The organism is Streptomyces aidingensis (genome assembly GCF_900112355.1).
Classification (GTDB): Bacteria; Actinomycetota; Actinomycetes; order Streptomycetales; family Streptomycetaceae; genus Streptomyces; species Streptomyces aidingensis.
In genome coordinates, this window is sequence record NZ_FOLM01000018.1 from 21,811 (window position 1) to 39,442 (window position 17,632).

The 17,632-nt window shown below is 77.7% G+C and carries 4 protein-coding genes; all 4 read right to left on the reverse strand.

The features are described from left to right. Positions 1–175: 175 nt before the first annotated feature. A complete protein-coding gene (locus BM242_RS24295; protein WP_093841070.1) occupies positions 176–1,372 on the reverse strand; it encodes an alpha-hydroxy-acid oxidizing protein in 1,197 nt (398 codons plus the stop codon). Positions 1,373–1,424: 52 nt separating this feature from the next. Next, complete coding sequence (locus BM242_RS24300) at positions 1,425–2,201, reverse strand: thioesterase II family protein (RefSeq protein WP_093841071.1); 777 nt, start codon at positions 2,199–2,201, stop codon at positions 1,425–1,427. After that, positions 2,198–8,752, reverse strand: a complete 6,555-nt coding sequence (locus BM242_RS24305; RefSeq protein ID WP_425443927.1) for a type I polyketide synthase — start codon at positions 8,750–8,752, stop codon at positions 2,198–2,200. Before BM242_RS24305 ends, BM242_RS24300 begins: the two co-directional genes overlap by 4 nt. Before the next feature lie 84 nt (positions 8,753–8,836). Beyond that, positions 8,837–17,572, reverse strand: a complete 8,736-nt coding sequence (locus tag BM242_RS30960; RefSeq protein ID WP_107365174.1) for a type I polyketide synthase — start codon at positions 17,570–17,572, stop codon at positions 8,837–8,839. Positions 17,573–17,632: the final 60 nt, after the last annotated feature.

A 17,632-nucleotide genomic window follows, 5' to 3' on the forward strand; every position in this document is an offset into this window, starting at 1 on the left:
GGCCCCCGCACATCCGTCCACCGCCATAAACCGCCGGCCTCTCCCGGGTGCCACGGACTGCCCGTGGCCGCCGCCGGGCGGGCGGCTGTGGAACGGACCGGCCCTCGTCCGCGGGGGTGTCCGCCGGCCAGAACGGTCCCGGTACGGATGGATACGGCGAGGGCCGGCGGCCGGGTCATGCCCCGCGGGGCGGCGGGGGCGGTGCCGGGGGGCCGGGCGGGGCGAGGAGGGCCGGGGTGATGTCGGCGACGGAGCGGCAGCCGGTGAGCGCCAGCGCCAGGTCGAGTTCCGCGAGCAGGCAGCGCAGCACATGGGCCACACCGCGCCGGCCGCCGAGTGCCAGCCCGTACAGGCAGGGCCTGCCGTACAGCACCGCGTCGGCGCCCAGGGCCAGCGCCTTGAGGACATCGCTGCCGGTCCGGACCCCGGAGTCGAGCAGCACCGGGATGTCGTCGCCGACCGCGGCCCGGACGGCGGGCAGGGCGTCCAGCGCCGCCACGGTGCCGTCGAGCTGGCGCCCGCCGTGGTTGGAGACGATCAGCCCGTCGGCCACGCCGAGTTCGAGCGCCCGGCGGGCGTCGTCCGGGTGCAGGATGCCCTTCAGCAGGACGGGCAGCGAGGTCACCTTCCGCAGCCAGGGCAGATCGTCCCAGTCCAGGGTGGGGTTGGCGAACACCCGGGTCCAGTGCGCGATGACCGCGCGCTGGTCCGGGTCCTCGGGCAGCGCGGCCATGAACACCGGGTCGGAGGTGAAGTTGGCGATTCCGGCGCCGTGCAGGAACGGCAGATAGCCGTGGTCCAGATCGGTGGGCCGGTATCCGAACGTCGGCGCGTCCACCGTCAGGACCAGGGCCGAGTAGCCGCTCCGCTCCGCGCGGCGCACCAGGGAGGCGGCCAGTTCCCGGTCGGAGGGCCAGTAGAGCTGGAACCAGCGCGGCTGCCCGCCGGCCACCCCGGCCACCTCCTCCATCGAGTGCGAGGCGGCCGTGGAGAGGATGAACGGGACCCCGGTGTCCGCCGCCGCCCCGGCCCAGGCCAGTTCACCCTCGTGGTGCAGTACGCACTGGGCCGCCGCGGGCGCCATCAGAACCGGCGCGGTCAGGCGCCGGCCCAGCAGGGAGACGGTCAGGTCGCGGTGGGCGGCGCCGCGCAGCATCCGCGGCACCAGCCGCTGCCGCTCGAACGCCTGCCGGTTGAGGCGGCTGGTCACTCCGGTTCCGGCGTCGCCGGTCACATAGGCGAACGCGGTCGGCGTCATGATGGTGCGGGCCCGCTCCTCCAGGGCGGTCAGATCGGTGGTCAGCCGTGGTGCGGGGCCGCCGGTGCCGGCGAGATAGATCTCGCGCACCAGGTCGGCGGACGTGGCCTGCATCGGGTCTCCATTCTTCTCCGTGGGTCGCGGTGCGCCCGGTGCCGGCGCGGGGTCAGCCGGCCGGGCGGGCGGGGGCGGCGGGGGCGGGGGCGGTGCGGAGCAGGCGGGTGAGCAGCCGGGCGGCCCCGGGGTCGCGGCCGGTGAGGGCGAAGTGGCCGCCGGACAGCACCGCGGTGCCGAAGCCGCCGGCCGCGTACCGGGCCCAGCCCCGCGTCTGGGCCATGGTGTTCTTGGGGTCGGCGTCGGCGTGCAGGGCGGTGACCGGGGTTGTCACCCGTGCGCCGGGCGGGCATCGGTAGCGCCGCAGGGCCCGGTGGTCGGCCCGCAGCAGGCGGAGGATCTCCCGCACCACATCGGCCTCGGCCAGCAGCGGTTCGGGCACTCCGCCCAGCCGCCGCAGCTCCGCGACGATCCGCTCGTCGTCCACCGTGTCGAGGTCGCGTTCCTGCCAGTCGTCCCCCGGGGGCCGGGCGGCCGAGACCAGCAGGCCGGCCACCGGGCCGCGCCGTTCCAGCAGCCGGGTGGTCTCGAAGGCGACCAGGGCCCCCATGCTGTGCCCGAGCAGGAACAGCGGCCCGCCGGTGTACGGCGCCAGGAAGTGCGCCGCCTCGGCGGCCAGCTCCGGGATGCCGGCGGCGCAGGGCTCCGGCCTGCGCTCCTGGCGGCCGGGGTACTGGAGGGCGAGCACCTCGATGTCGTCGGGCAGCGCGGCGGCCAGCGCCGCGAACGCCCCGGCGGTGCCGCCCGCGTGCGGGAAGCAGGCCAGCCGGGCCGCGGGGGCGGTCCGGGGGCGCGGCACCCGGACGGGGCTGTGTTCGGTGCGGGTCATGAGGCTCCGTCCTGGGTGGTGGCGGTGGCGGTGGCGGTGGTGGTGGCGGTCATGGCGCCGGGGGACCGGTCGCCGAGGTGGTCGGCCAGGTCGGCGGGGGTCGGCCAGTCGTAGATGAAGGTGGCGGGCAGCCGGGTGCCGGTCGCCGCGGCGATGCGGTTGCGCAGTTCCACCGCGGCCAGCGAGTCCAGGCCGATCCGGTCGAAGGGAACCTGCGGATCGACGGCCGCGGGCGAGGCGTGCCCCAGCACCACCGCGGTCTCCAGCCGGACGGTGTCCAGCAGGGTCCGGCGGCCGGGCCCGTCGTCGGGGGCGGCGGCCGGGCGGCCGGAACCGGGGGCCGGACGCCGCACCAGGTCCCGGAGCGGCGGCGGGACCGCGGCGGCGTCGGTCAGGCCGTCCAGTGCCCAGTCGGCGGCGACGGCCGCGGGGGCGTTGCGGCGCACCGCGGCGTCCAGCAGGTCCAGGCCCTGCTTGTCGGACAGCGGCAGCACGCCCATCCGGGCGATGCGGGCGGTGTCGGCCGGGGTCAGTCCGGAGCCCATGCCGTCGGCGCCCTGCCACAGCCCCCAGACGACCGAGATCCCCGGCTGCCCCTGGGCGCGCCGGAGCTCCATGAGGGCGTCCAGCACGGCGTTGCCCGCGGCATAGCCGGCCTGTCCGGCGGAGCCGAGGGTCCCGGCCACCGAGGAGAAGGCGACGAACGCGGACAGGCCCAGGTCCCGGGTGGCGGTATGCAGGTGGAGGGCCGCGTCCGCCTTGGGCCGCAGGGTGCGTTCCAGCTTCTCCGGGGTGAGAGAGGCCAGCACGCCGTCGTCCAGCACGCCGGCCGCGTGCACCACTTGGCCGATCCGGACGCCGTCGCGGGCCAGTTGGCCGAGGGCGGCGTCCAGGGCCGCCGGATCGGCGGCGTCGCAGGCGATGCTGCGGACCTCGGCGCCGAGTTCGGCCAGGTACTCGGCGGCGCGGGCGGCCGGACCGTCCGGCTCCGGGAGCCGGCGGCCCATCAGCACCACCTGCCGCATCCCGTGCCCGGTGACCAGGTGCCGGGCGACCAGCCGGCCGAGCCGCCCGTGGCCGCCGGTGACGAGGACCGCCCGGCCGGTGTCCCAGGCGGTGTCCCCGGCCGGGAGGGTGAGCACGATCTTGCCGGTGTGCCGGGCCTCGCCGAGGTGGCGGAAGGCCCGCGGGGCGTGCCGGATGTCCCAGGTGGACACCCGCGGCGGCCGGAGCTCGCCCCGGGCGAAGAGGGTGAGCAGGGCGGACAGCATCTGCTGGATCCGGTCCGGCCCGGGGTCGCGGACGTCGTAGGCGCGGTAGGTCACGCCGGGGTGGGCGGCGGCCACCGCCGCGGGGTCGCGCCGCTCGGTCTTGCCCATCTCCAGGAACCGGCCGCCGCGCGGCAGCATCCGCAGCGAGGCGTCGATGTACTCCCCGGCCAGGGAGTTGAGCACCACATCGACCCCACGGCCGCCGGTGCCCGACAGGAAGCGCTGCTCGAAGCCGAGGGACCGGGAGGAGGCGATGCGCTCCTCGGGCAGGCCCGCGGCGCGCAGCACGTCCCACTTGGCGGGGCTCGCCGTGGCATACACCTCGGCGCCCAGGTGGCGGGCGAGTTGCAGGGCGGCGGTGCCGACGCCGCCGGTCGCCGCGTGCACCAGCACGGACTCGCCGGGGCCCAGGCCCGCCAGGTCGACCAGCCCGTGATAGGCGGTCAGATAGGCCACCGGGACCGCGGCGGCCTGTTCGAAGGACCATTCGGGCGGGATGCGGCACAGCAGCCGGTGATCGGTCAGGGAGACGGGTCCGATGCCGGTGAACAGGCCCATCACCCGGTCGCCGGGACGCAGCCCGGTGACGCCGGGTCCGGTCTCCAGGACCACGCCCGCGCCCTCGCCGCCCTGGCCCGGGCCGGTGGCGTCGGCGTCGGCCGACGGCGGGATCACCCCGAGGGCCAGCAGCACGTCGCGGAAGTTGAGGCCGGCGGCGTGCAGCCGCACCCGCACCTGGCCCTCCGCGGGCGGGGCGCCCGCTTCGGGCCAGGGCTCCAGGGAGAGCCGGCCGAAGGTCTCCTTGCCCACGAAGTCCAGCCGCCAGTGGGGTTCTCCGGGGGGCGGGGTCAGCGCGCCGGGGTCCTCGGCGGTCAGCGTGGGCCGGTGGGCGGTGCCGGACCGCAGGGCGAGCTGCGGCTCGCCGGAGGCGAGCGCCGCGGCCAGGGCGCGCCGGGACGCGGGGTCGCCGTCCTCGTCCAGCAGGGCGAAGCGGCCGGGGTGCTCCGCCTGGGCGGCGCGCAGCAGGCCCCAGGCGGCGCGCTGGGCGAGGCCGGAGGGCTGCTGGTCGCCGGCCACGGCCACGGCGCCGCGGGTGAGCACCGTCAGCCGGGTGCCGGCGAGGCGGTCGTCACCGGCGAGGAGCCGGGCGACGGGCAGCACCCCGGCGAGCACCTCGCGCACCGCCCGCGGGCCGGGCGCGGGCGAGGGCGCGGGGCAGGCCAGCAGGACGCCCTCGGGGGCCGGGGTGTCCGCCGAGGGGTCCGCCGGGGTGTCTGCCGGGGTGCCGGTCAGCGCGCGGGTCAGGCCGGCCGGGTCGTGGTGGACCGCCACGTTCAGGCCCGCGTCCCGGAGGGTCTGCGCGAGTCCGTCGCCGGGCGGCGCGAGCAGCAGCCAGCGGCCGGACGGGGCGGTCCCCGGCAGGCCGTCCAGCGGGGTCCAGGACGGGATCAGCAGCCCGTCGTCGGTGCCGGGGTGCTCCGTGCCGGGGTGCTCGGTGCCGGGGTGCTCGGTGCCGGCGGTGGCGGAAGCGGCGGCCGGGGCGGGGTCCGGGCGGCCGGCCAGGTCGCCGGGCATCGGGCGCAGCGCCAGGGAGCCGACCGAGGCCACCGGGGTGCCGGCGGCGTCGGCCACGTCGACGGAGACCGCGTGCCGCCCGGCCGGGGCGAGGCGGACCCGCGCCCGGCTGCCCGGGGAGCCGGTGCAGCGGACCGCGGACCAGGCGTAGGGCAGCAGGCCGCGGCCGTCCTCCGCCGTCTCCCCCAGCGCCGCGGGATGGAGGGCGGCGTCGAGCAGGGCGGGGTGCAGCCGATAGCCGCCCGGATCCTCTCCCCGGGGCAGTTCCACCTCGGCGAAGATCTCCCGGCCGCGCCGCCACACGGCCCGCACCCCGCGGAACGCGGGCCCGTACTCCAGCCCCTGGGCGGCCAGGTCCCGGTAGAGGCGGCCGGGCTGTCCGGTGACGGGTTCCGTGCCGGGGGGCGGCCAGACGCGCAGACCCTCCGGCGGTGCGGCGGGAGCCCGGGTCACCGTGCCGTGCGCATGGCGGGTCCACTCCCCCGCCCGGGGGCCGTCCTCCCGGCGGGCGTGCACGGTGACGGCCCGCGCTCCGGTGTCATCGGGGGCGGTGACGGACACCCGCAGCCTCAGCTCCCCCCGGCCGGGCACCACGAGCGGGGCCTGGAGAACGAGTTCCTCCACCGTGTCGCAGCCGGCCGCGCGGGCCGCCCGTTCGGCCAGGGACAGCAGGGCGGTCCCGGGCACCACGACCTGTCCGGCGACGCGGTGGCCGGCCAGCCAGGGGTGCTCCGCCGAGGAGATCCGGCCGGAGAGCACCAGGCCGGAGTCGTCCGGGAGTTCGACCAGGGCGCCGAGCATGGGGTGGCCGGCGGGGGCGAGTCCGGCCGCCCGGAGGTCCGCCGGGCCGCCGGGCCCGGGCCGGTGCGGGGCGGGGGCGGGGGCGGGCAGCCAGTAGCGCTCGCGCTGGAAGGGATAGGCGGGCAGCGGCACCCGGCGGGCGCCCCGGCCGGCGAAGACCGCCGCCCAGTCCACGTCCTGGCCGTCCACGTGCAGCCGCAGGAGGGCGGTCAGCAGGGTCTCGGCCTCCGGCCGGTGCGGCCCGAGACAGGACACGGCCTCGCCGCGTGCCGGAGCGGCGGCGCCTCGGGTGCCGGTTTCCGGGCCCGGGTCCGCGTCCGGGTCCGCGTCCGGGCCCGGGCCGGCCAGGCAGGCGGCGGCGAGGGCGGCCAGTTCGCCGCCGGGCCCGAGTTCCAGGAACCGGGTGCAGTCCAGCTCCGCCAGGCTGCGCACACCGTCCTGGAAGCGGACGGTGGAACGCGCGTGGCGGGCCCAGTAGTCGGGGTCGGCCAGTTCGCCCGGCCGCAGCGGGCGGCCGGTCAGGTCGGAGACCACGGTGATCCGCGGCTCGCGGTGGGCCAGTCCGGTGGCCGCCGCGCGCAGTGGGGCGAGGGCGGGCTCCATCAGCGGCGAGTGGAAGCCCCGGCCGGCCGGCAGCCAGGACGCCTTGCCGCCCGCCGCCTCGAACTCCGCGACGACCGCGGCCAGCGCCTCCCGGTCGCCGGAGAGCACGGTGGACTCCGGTCCGTTGACGGCGGCCACCGAGAGCCGGTCCTCGCGCCCGGCCACCAGGGCGGCGGCCTGCCGCCCGGTGGCGCGCAGCGCCGCCATGGCGCCGCCGTCCGGCAGTTGCCGCATGGCCCGGCCCCGGGCGGCCACCAGCGCGGCGGCGTCCGCCAGCGGCAGGGCCCCGGCGACATGGCAGGCCGCCAGTGCCCCGGCGGAGTGGCCGAGCACCGCGCCGGGCCGCACGCCCCATGACTCCAGCAGCCGGAACAGGGCGACCTCGCAGGCGAACAGGGCGGCCTGGGCCCAGTCGGTCCGCTCCAGCAGACGGGCCTCCTCGGATCCCTCGGCCGCCGACGCCACCTGACGCAGCGGGCGGTCCAGATGCGGCTCCAGGGCCGCGCACACGGCGTCGTACGCGGCGGCGTAGGCGGGAAAGGTGTGGTACAGCTCCCGGCCGGCGCCGGGCCGTGGGGAGCCCTGGCCGGTGAAGAGGAACGCCGTCCGGCCCTCCCGGGCGGTGCCGGACACCAGGTGCGGCGCCGTGCCGCCGCCGGCGAGGGCGCGCAGGCCCGTCACCAGTTGCTCGCGGTCGGCGGCGAGCAGTGCCGCCCGGTCGGGCAGGGCGGCCCGGGTGGTGGCCAGCGAGAAGCCGAGGTCGGTGAGGCCGGCGGACGGGTCGGCGGCCAGCTGCTCCAGCAGGTTCGCGGCCTGTGCCGCCAGCGCGCCGCTGCCGCGCGCCGAGAGCGGAATCGGTACCGCGGGCAAGGGCGCCGCGGTTTCCCCGCCCCGGCCCCCGGCCCGGCTCCCGGCCGGGCCGGGGGCGTCGGACCCCGCGGGGGCGTCCCCGGCGGCTTCGAGGATCAGATGGGCGTTGGTGCCGCCGATGCCGAACGAGGACACCGCCGCCCGCCGCGGATGATCGTGCTCCGGCCAGGGGACCGCTTCGGTCAGCAGCCGTACCGTGCCGGCGGACCAGTCCACCAGCGGCGTGGGCCGCCCGGCGTGCAGGGTGGCGGGCAGCACGCCGTGCCGCATCGCCTCCACCATCTTGATCACCCCGCCGACTCCGGCGGCGGCCTGGGTGTGCCCGATGTTGGACTTCAGGGAGCCCAGCCGGAGCGGACGTCCGGGAGTGCGGGCCCGCCCGTAGGTGGCCAGCAGCGCCCCGGCCTCCACGGGGTCGCCCAGCCTGGTGCCGGTGCCGTGCGCCTCCACCGCGTCGATCTCCCCGGCCGGGACCCCGGCGGCGGCCAGCGCCTGCTCGATCAGCCGTTCCTGGGCGGCGCCGCGGGGCGCCGTCAGGCCGTTGCTGGCGCCGTCCTGGTTGACCGCCGAGCTGCGGATGACCGCAAGCACCGGGTGCCCGTTGCGCCGGGCGTCCGAGAGCCGTTCCACCAGCAGCAGCCCGGCCCCCTCCGCCCAGCCGGTGCCGTCGGCCGATTCCGCGAACGCCTTGCAGCGGCCGTCGGCGGCCAGCCCGCGCTGCCTGCTGAACTCGGTGAACGAGGTGGGCGTGGCCATCACCGTCACCCCGCCGGCCAGCGCCAGCTCGCACTCGCCGCGCCGCAGCGCCTGGGCGGCCAGATGCAGCGCCACCAGCGAGGAGGAGCAGGCGGTGTCGACCGTGACGGCGGGCCCGGCGAGATCGAAGGTGTAGGCGAGGCGCCCGGAGGCGACGCTGCCGGCGCTGCCGATGCTCAGATAGCCCTCGTACTCGGGCGGCGCGGGGACCAGCCGGGAGGCGTAGTCGTCGTACATCGCGCCGACGAACACACCGGTGCCGCTGCCGCGCAGCGACTCCGGGTCGATGCCCGCGTGCTCGAAGGTCTCCCAGGCGGTCTCCAGCAGCAGCCGCTGCTGGGGGTCGATGGCGCGGGCCTCGCGCGGCGCGATGCCGAAGAAGCCCGCGTCGAACCGGGCGGCGTCGTGGAGGAAGCCGCCCTCCCGGGCGTAGCAGGTGCCGGCGGTGTCCGGGTCGGGGTCGTACAGGGCCGCGAGGTCCCAGCCGCGGTCGTCCGGGAACGGGCCGACCGCGTCCACCTGGCCGGCGACCAGCCGCCACAGGGCGGCCGGCGAGTCCGCGCCGCCGGGATAGCGGCAGCCCATGCCGATGATCGCGACCGGCTCGCGCTCCTTCTCCTCGGCCGCACGCAGCCGCGTGCGGTAGTCCCGCGCGTCGGCGACCGCCTTCTTCAGATAGCTGCGGAGCGCCTCTTCCTTTTCCTTGTCTTCCTGGGCCATGCGTGTCTCAGCTCCCCGGCGTGGTGGTGGTGAGGCCGTTCAGTCGAATTCGTCGATCAGGGCGAACAGTTCCTCGTCGCTCGCCGAGTCGAGGTGCCGCGCGGCGGCGCCGGGACGGCCGCCGCCCCCGTCCGCCCCGGGTCCGTCCGTGCGGTCCCCGGCCGCCGGGTCCCCGTCCGTCCGGTCTCCGGCCGCCGCCTCGGCGGCCCGGAGCAGGGCCCGCAGCCCCGCGGTGATCCGTTCGCGGGCCGCGGGGTCCGCGGCGGCCCGGCGCACCGCGGCGTCGAGGCCGGCCAGCTGCTCCGCCACCGGCTCGCCCGCCGGAGCCGGTCCGGCCGGGAGCAGGTCCCGCAGATGCCGGGCCAGGCCGGCCGGCGTGGGATGGTCGAACACCAGGCTGGCGGGCAGCCGGAGTCCGGTGGCCCGGTTCAGCAGGTTGCGCAGTTCGACGGCGGTCAGCGAGTCGAAGCCCAGGTCCTGGAAGGTGCGGTCGGCGCCGACCGCACCGGGGTCGGCATGGCCCAGCACGGCGGCCACCCGGCCGCGCACCAGCTCGGCCAGGGCCCGGTCGCGTTCCTCCTCGGGCAGGGCGGCGAGCCGGGCGGCCAGCGCGGCCCCGCCGTCGGGGGTCACGGTGCCCGGCGCGCCGGCGGCTTTCCGGGCGGCGGCCGGCGGGACCAGGCCGCGCAGCAGCGGCGGCGGTTCGCCGCCCGCGGCCCGGGGGCCCGCGGTGTCCAGCCGGGTGGCGGCCAGCAGCGCTTCGCCGGTGGCCGAGGCCGCGTCGAAGAGTTCCAGCGCTTCGGCGGACGGCATCGGCCGCAGGCCCAGTCGTGCCAGCCGCCGCAGGTCGCCCTCGGTGAGGTGCGCGCCGAGCGCGCCGGCCTGCTGCCACAGCCCCCAGGCGAGGGACTGGGCGGGCAGGCCGTGGGCGGCCCGGAGCTGCGCCAGGGCGTCCAGGAAGGTGTTGGCGGCGGCGTACCCGGCCTGTCCCGCGGTGCCGAGCAGCCCGGCGACCGAGGAGTAGAGCACGAAGGCGGACAGGCCGAGATCCCGGGTCAGGTCGTGCAGATGCCAGGCGGCGTCGAGTTTCGCCGCCAGCACCGGCTCCAGCCGGTCCGCGGTGAGCTCGGCGAAGACGGCGTCTTCGAGCACCCCGGCGGCGTGCACCACCGCGGTCAGCGGGTGGCCGCGGGGGATGTCCGCCAGGACGGCGGCCAGCGCGCGGCGGTCGCTCACATCGCAGGCGGCGAAGTCGATGTCCGCGCCCAGGGCGGTGAGTTCGCCGGCGAGCTCCTTGGCTCCCGGGGCGTCGGCGCCGCGGCGGGAGACCAGCAGCAGCCGGCGCGCCGAGTGCTCGGTCACCAGGTGGCGGGCGATCAGGGCGCCCAGCGCGCCGGTGGCGCCGGTGATCAGGACGGTTCCCCGGTCCCAGCGGGGCGCGGCGGCCGGCGCGGACGGCGCGCCGGAGGCGTCCGGCGCGCCGCCTGCCGGGACCAGCCGGGGCACCAGCGTCCGGCCGTCGCGCACCGCGAGCTGGGGTTCGCCGAGACCGGCCAGGCCGTCGGGCACGGTGTCCGTGTCCAGGTCGGCCAGCACGATCCGGCCGGGGTTCTCGGTCTGCGCGGCGCGCAGCAGGCCCCAGACACCGGCGGCGGCCAGGTCCTCGACGTCCTCACGGCCGGTGGCCACGGCCCGCCGGGTGACGACGAGCAGGGTGCAGCCGTCGAACCGCTCGTCCGCCAGCCACTGCCGCACCGTGCGCAGGGTGCCGCCCAGCACCGCACGGGCCGCCGCGGGCAGCTCCGCGGTGCCGGGGCCGGCCGCGGCGGCCAGGATCACCGTCCCGGGGACGGGTTCCCCGGCGTCGAGTGCGGCGGAGAACTCCTTCGGGCCGTCGTACCGGGTGCCGTGCCGCGCCGTCAGCCCGGTGCCGATGACCGCTGCCCGGTCGCCGGGCGGCGGGCCGGTGCGGACGGCGGCGGGCAGTGGTGTCCAGGCGACCCGGAACAGGCCGTCCGCGGCGCCGTCCGCGGCCCGGCGCAGTGCGCGGCGGTCCAGCGGGCGCAGCCGCAGCGACTCCACGGTGGCGACGGGCGCGCCCGTCGTCCCGTCGGCCAGGGTGAGCGAGGCCCGCGTCTCCTGCGGGCCGGTCCCGTCCGTCCGCAGCCGCACCCGGAGCACGGCCGCTCCCGCGGCATGCAGCTGCACTCCCGTCCAGGCGAAGGGCAGCCGCAGCGGCTCCCCCTCCGCCGCGTCCAGCAGCAGCGGGTGCAGTGCCGCGTCCAGGGCGGCGGGATGCAGGGTGTAGCGGCCGGCCTCTCCCCGCTGCGGCTCGGGCAGCGCCACCTCGGCGAAGAGTTCGCCCGGGCCGCCGCGCCAGACCCGGCGCAGCCCCCGGAAGGCGGGCCCGTAGCCGTAGCCGGCGGCGGCCAGGGAGTCGTGGAGACCCTCCAGGGGAACCTCGGCGGCACCGGCCGGCGGCCAGGCGGCCGGCACCTCACCGGCAGCGGCGGCGGCACCGGCGGCCCCGGCACCGGGGGCCGGGGGCGCCAGGGTGCCCTCGGCGTGCAGGGTCCAGGGGCGGTCGGCGGCCGGTCCGTCGTCGGGCCGCGCGTGCAGGGTGAAACCGCGGTGTCCCGCCCCGTCCGGCTCGGCCACCGTGAGCTGGAGCTGCACGGCCGCGGACGGCCCGGGCAGCACCAGGGGGGCGGACAGGGTCAGCTCGCCGAGCCGCGGAGCCGCCAGATGCTCCCCGGCGCGCAGCGCCATCTCGGCCACCGCGGCGGCCGGCAGGACGGGCGTGCCGGTCACGGTGTGCTCGGCGAGCCACGGGTGGGCGGCGGTGGAGAGCCGTCCGGTGAACACATGGGTGTCCTCCCGGCCGGCCATGCTCACCGCCGCGCCCAGCAGCGGATGCCCGGTGCCGGACAGGCCGAGGCCGTCGGCGTCCGCGGGCCCTCCGGCCGGCGCCTGGAGCCAGAAGCGCCGGCGCCGGAAGGCGTAGCCGGGCAGGCCCTCGACGCGGCGGGCGCCCGGGAACACCGCTCCCCACGCGGGTTCGGCGCCGTGCAGCCGCAGCAGCGCCAGGGCCGCCGCCACGGACTGCGCCTCGCCCCGTCCGCGCCGCAGCGCCGGTACCGGGAGGACCGCCCCGGTCTCCGGCTCCGGCAGGCACTGCGGCACCAGGGAGCTGAGCACCGCGTCGGGGCCGAGTTCCAGGAACCGGGTGACGCCCTCCTGCCGCAGGCACCGCACCCCGTCCGCGAAGCGCACGGTGCCGCACAGCTGGCGTACCCAGTAGTCCGGTGAGGTGAGCTGCTCCTCGTCGGCGAGGCCGCCGGTGACATTGGAGACCACGGGGATGCGGGGCGCCCGGAAGTCCAGGCCCGCGGCGACCGCGCGGAACTCCTCCAGGATCCGCGCGTCCATGTGCGGGGAGTGGAAGGCATGCGAGACGGCCAGCCGGGTGGTGCGCACCCCCTTGGCCCGCCATGCCGCCGCGGCCTCCTCCGCGGCGTCGGCGTCGCCCGAGATCACCACGGAGCGCGGCCCGTTGACGGCGGCGACGGTGAGCCGGCCGGCGCAGGGGCCGAGGGCGGTCCTGACCTCCTCCTCGGCGGCCCCGACGGCGATCATCGCGCCGCCCGCGCGGGCCGATTCCATCAGCCGGCCGCGTTCGGCGACCAGCAGGCAGGCGTCGGGCAGTTCGAGCACCCCGGCCGCACAGGCGGCCGTGATCTCGCCCACCGAGTGTCCGAGCAGGCAGTCGGGGGTGATGCCCCAGTGGCCGAACAGCCGGTACAGCGCCAGTTCCAGGGCGAACAGCGCGGGCTGTGCGAACACCGTGCGGTCCAGCAGCCGTGCCTCGGCCGAGTCCTCGGCGGCGAACAGCAGCTCCTGGAGCGGGCGGGGCAGATGCGGGTCCAGATGGCGGCAGATCTCGTCCAGCGCCGCGGCGAAGGCCGGGTGTGCCGCGTACAGATCGCGTCCCATGCCGGGCCGCTGGCTGCCCTGGCCGGTGAACAGGAACGCGGTCCGGCCCGGTTCGCCGCGCCGGGCCCGGACGACTCCGGGGGCGGTGTCGCCCCGGGCGATGGCGGCCAGGTTCCGCAGCAGCGTCTCGCGGTCCGTGCCGATCGCCGCCGCGCCGTGGTCGAGCAGGGCGCGGCCGGTGGCGAGCGAGTGGCCGAGGTCGGCGGCGGACAGGCCCGGGCGGTCCGCGACAAACCGTTCCAGCCGGGCGGCCTGCGCCCGGAGCGCCTCCTCGGTCCTGCCGGTCACGATCCAGGGCAGGGGGGTTGCCGGGGCGGTCGGGGTGCCGGGGTCGGATGGGGCGCCGGGGTCGGGGTCGGGGTCGGGGTCGGGGGCCTGTTCGAGGATGACATGCGCGTTGGTACCGCTGATCCCGAAGGAGGACACCCCCGCCCGCCGCGGCCGGCCCGCCCCCGGCCACTCCCGCGACTCCACCAGCAACGACAACCCGCTCCCCGCCCAGTCCACATGCGGCGACGGCGCATCCACATGCAACGTCCGCGGCAACACCCCCTCCCGCAACGCCCCCACCATCTTGATCACACCACCCACACCCGCAGCCGCCTGCGCATGCCCGATGTTCGACTTCAACGACCCCACCCACAACGGACCCCCACCACCACGCGCCCGCCCGTACACCGCCGCCAGCGCCTCCGCCTCGATCGGATCCCCCAGCACCGTCCCCGTCCCATGCGCCTCCACCGCATCCACCTCACCCGCACCCAGCCCCGCATCCGCCAGAGCCGCACGGATCACCCCCTCCTGCGACGGACCATGCGGAGCAGTCAGCCCATTGGACGCACCGTCCTGATTCACCGCCGAACCCCGCACCACCGCCAGCACCCGATGCCCCCGCCGACGCGCCACCGACAACCGCTCCACCAGCAGCAGCCCCACCCCCTCCGACCACCCCGTACCATCCGCCCCCGCCGCAAACGACTTGCACCGCCCATCCACCGCCAACCCCCGCTGCCGCGAAAACTCCACAAACATCCCCGGACTGCACATCACGGTCACCCCGCCGGCCAGCGCCAGATCGCACTCCCCCGAACGCAGCGACCGGATCGCCAGATGCAGCGCCACCAGCGACGAGGAACACGCCGTGTCCACCGTCAGGGCGGGTCCGGTCAGGCCGAGCTGGTAGGCGATGCGCCCGGACATGACGCTGCCGGTGGTGCCGGTCAGCACATGTCCGTGGGCACTCCCGGCCGCCTCGGCCATCCGCGGCCCGTACTCCAGGGCCGTGGCGCCGACGAACACACCGGTGCCGCTGCCGCGCAGCGTCCTCGGGTCGATGCCGCCCCGCTCGACCGCCTCCCAGGCGGTCTCCAGCAGCAGCCGCTGCTGGGGGTCCATGGCCGCCGCCTCGCGGGGCGAGATGCCGAAGAAGGCCGCGTCGAACTCGCCGGCGTCGTACAGGAAGCCGCCGTGCCGCACCGCGCTGCGGCCGGGCGGGGCCGGTGCCGGGTGGTACAGGTCCGGGTCCCAGCCGCGGTTGGCCGGGAAATCGCCGACCGCGTCGGTGCCCTCGGCCACCAGCCGCCACAGCTCCTCCGGCGAGCCCACCCCGCCGGGAAAACGGCACGCCATCCCCACAATCGCCACCGGCTCCTCCGACCCGGCACCCGGCCCCGCACCCCGCCCGGGCCGCGGCGCCGGCTGCGAAACGGGCCGTTCCCGCCCGGCCCGCAGCAGCGACTCCACGAACCCGGTCAGGGCCGCGGGCGTGGGGTGGGCGAACAGCAGCCCGCTGGGCAGGGACAGTCCGGTGGCCCGGGCCAGGGCGGTGCGCAGTTCGGCGGCCATCAGTGAGCTGAAGCCCAGGTCCCGGAAGGTGGTGTGCCGGGCCGGCCGTTCGCCGGGCGGGCTGCCCAGCACGGCGGCGATGTGCGCGTCCACCAGTTCCTCGGCGGTACGGGAGCGGTCCGGGCCGGGGCCGGGCGGGGCGTCGGCGGCCGGGGGCGGCCCGCCGCTGCCGGCGCTGCCGCCGGCGCCTTCCTCGGCACCGGCCCCGGTGTCCGCCTCGGTCCCCGGGTCGTGCTGCCGGCGGTCCTCGGGGCCGGGGCCGAACCAGTGGTGGCGGCGCTGGAAGGCGTAGGTGGGCAGCTCGGCCGGGGGCGCGGCCGGGTCCTCGGGGCCGGCGTCCGCCAGCACCGCGGTCCAGTCCACCGCATGTCCCCGCACATGGGCGTGGGCCACCGCGTCCAGTGCCGCAGCCGTCTCCGGGCGGTCCGCGCGCAGCAGCGGGACGGCCACCGACGCGTCCGGGCGGCGCAGGCAGGCGGCGGTCTGCGCCGAGAGGATCCCGTCGGGCCCCAGCTCCAGGAAGGTGGTGACGCCCTCGGCCTCCAGCGTGCGCACCGCGTCCAGGAAACGGACGGGGAGCCGCACCTGGTCCGCCCAGTGGCCGGGGGAGGCGAGCCGGTCGGCGGTGACGGGCCCGCCGGTGACCGTGGAGACCAGCGGAACGGCCGGGGGCCGGGGGGTGAGGGAGGCGGCCACGGTGCGGAACTCGTCGAGCATGGGGTCCATGTGCGGGGAGTGGAAGGCGTGGCTGACATCGAGCCGCCTGGTGCGGTGTCCGCGTCCGGCGAGCACGCCGGCGACACGCCGCACGGCTGCCGCGTCCCCGGAAATCACCACGGCTTCGGGGCCGTTGACGGCGGCCACGGCCGGCTGTCCCGGTGCGCCGCGCAGCAGCTCGCGCACCTCCTCCTCGCTCGCCTGCACGGCGACCATGGCGCCGCCGGGCGGCAGGGCCTGCATCAGCCGGGCCCGCTCCGCGACCAGGCGGGCCGCGTCGGCCAGGGACAGCGCCCCGGCGGCGTGGGCGGCGGCGATCTCACCGACCGAGTGCCCGGCCAGCCGGTCGGGGCGCAGCCCCCAGGACTCCAGGAGCCGGAACAGCGCGACTTCGACGGCGAACAGCGCGGGCTGGGTGAAGCCGGTGCGGTCCAGGTCCGGCCCGCCGCCGGCGATCACCTCGGCCAGCGGCCGGTCCAGGAAGGGGTCGAGGGCGCCGGCGGCCTCGTCGAAGGCCCGGGCGTAGCGGGGAAACGCCTCGTACAGCCCGCGGCCCATGCCGGTGCGTTGGGCGCCCTGCCCGGTGAAGAGGAAGCCCAGCTTGCCGGGGGCGGCGGCGTCCCCGGTCACCACGCCGGCCGCGGGGGTGCCCCCGGCCAGGGCGTCGAGTCCGGCGAGCAGCCCCTCGCGGCCGGCGGCCGTGACGACCGCCCGGTGCGGGAACAGGCCCCGGCGGGTGACCAGTGCCCGGGCGACGGGCAGCACGGCCTGCCCGGGGTGCCGGCCGGCGAACTCCCGCAGCCGCCGGGCCTGGGCGCGCAGCGCCGCCGGGGTGTGGCCCGACAGCGGCCAGGAGACCACGCCGTGGCCGGGCCGGGCGGCGGCCGGTGCGCCGGCGGTGCCGGCCGCGGGCCCCGGCCCCGGCTTCGGCTCCGGCGGTTCGGTCACCACCAGGTGGCAGTTGGTGCCGCCCATGCCGAAGGAGCTGACCCCGGCCACCAGCGGCCGGTCCTCGTGCGGCCAGCCGGTCTGCCGCCGCTGGACCTCCAGGCCCAGGCCGTCCAGCGGGATGCCCGGGCCGGGGGCGGAGAAGTTGAGGCTGGCGGGCAGCCGGCGGTGGCGGATGCTCAGCAGCACCTTGATCAGTCCGGCGATGCCCGCGGCGCTTTCCAGGTGCCCGATGTTGGTCTTGACCGAGCCGACCCGCAGCCGGGCGCCCCCGGCGCGTCCGGTGCCCAGCACCGCGCCGAGCGCCGCGGCCTCCACGGGATCGCCGACGGGCGTGCCGGTGCCGTGCAGTTCGACGTACTGCACCTCTTCGGCGGCGATGCCGGAGGCCCGGTAGGCCTCGGTGAGCACCGCCCGCTGGGCGGCGGCGCTCGGTACGGTGAGCCCTTCGGTGGCGCCGTCGTTGTTGACCGCGCTGCCGAGGATCACGCCGTGGATGCGGTCGCCGTCGGCCCGGGCCCGGCCGAGCGGTTTGAGCACCACCACCCCGCCGCCCTCGCCGGGCACGAAGCCGTTGGCCCGGGCGTCGAAGGTGTAGGTGGTGGCGTCCGGGGAGAGCGCGCCGAACCTCCGCTCGGCCAGCACATGCCCGGACAGCAGGTTCAGGTTCACCCCGGCGGCGATGGCCAGGGTGGACTCGCCGGAGCGCAGGCCGGCGCAGGCCAGGTGGACGGCGACCAGCGAGGAGGACTGCGCGCTGTCCAGCGCCAGGCTCGGCCCGTGCAGGCCCAGGTGGTACGAGATCCGGTTGGCGATGACGGCCCGGCTCAGACCGGTCATGGTGTGCTGGGTGACGGACCGGCCGCCGTGCCGGTGCAGCAGCGCGGCGTAGTCGTCGCGCAGCGCGCCGACGAAGACGGAGGTGCGGCTGGCGCGCAGCGCGGCCGGCACGATCCCGGCATCCTCCAGGGCCTCCCAGACCAGCTCCAGCATCAGCCGCTGCTGCGGGTCCATGGCGGCGGCCTCGCGGGGCGAGAGGTGGAAGAACGCGGCGTCGAAGTCGCCCACGGCGTCCAGGAAGCCGCCGCGCCGGGGGCCGGGCACGTCCGCCCAGCGCCCGGGCGGGGCCTCGGTGACGGCGCTTCTTCCCTCGGCCAGCAGCCGCCAGTAGGCGGCGGGGCCGTCCGCCTGGGGGAGCCGGCAGGACAGTCCCACAACGGCGATGGGCTCCGGGGCGGCGCCCGGGGTGCGGTGGGTGTTCTCGGCAGACACGCGACTCCGACTCCTCACTCGACTGGCGTAACGGCACGGGACGGGGACCGGCGCGGGGCG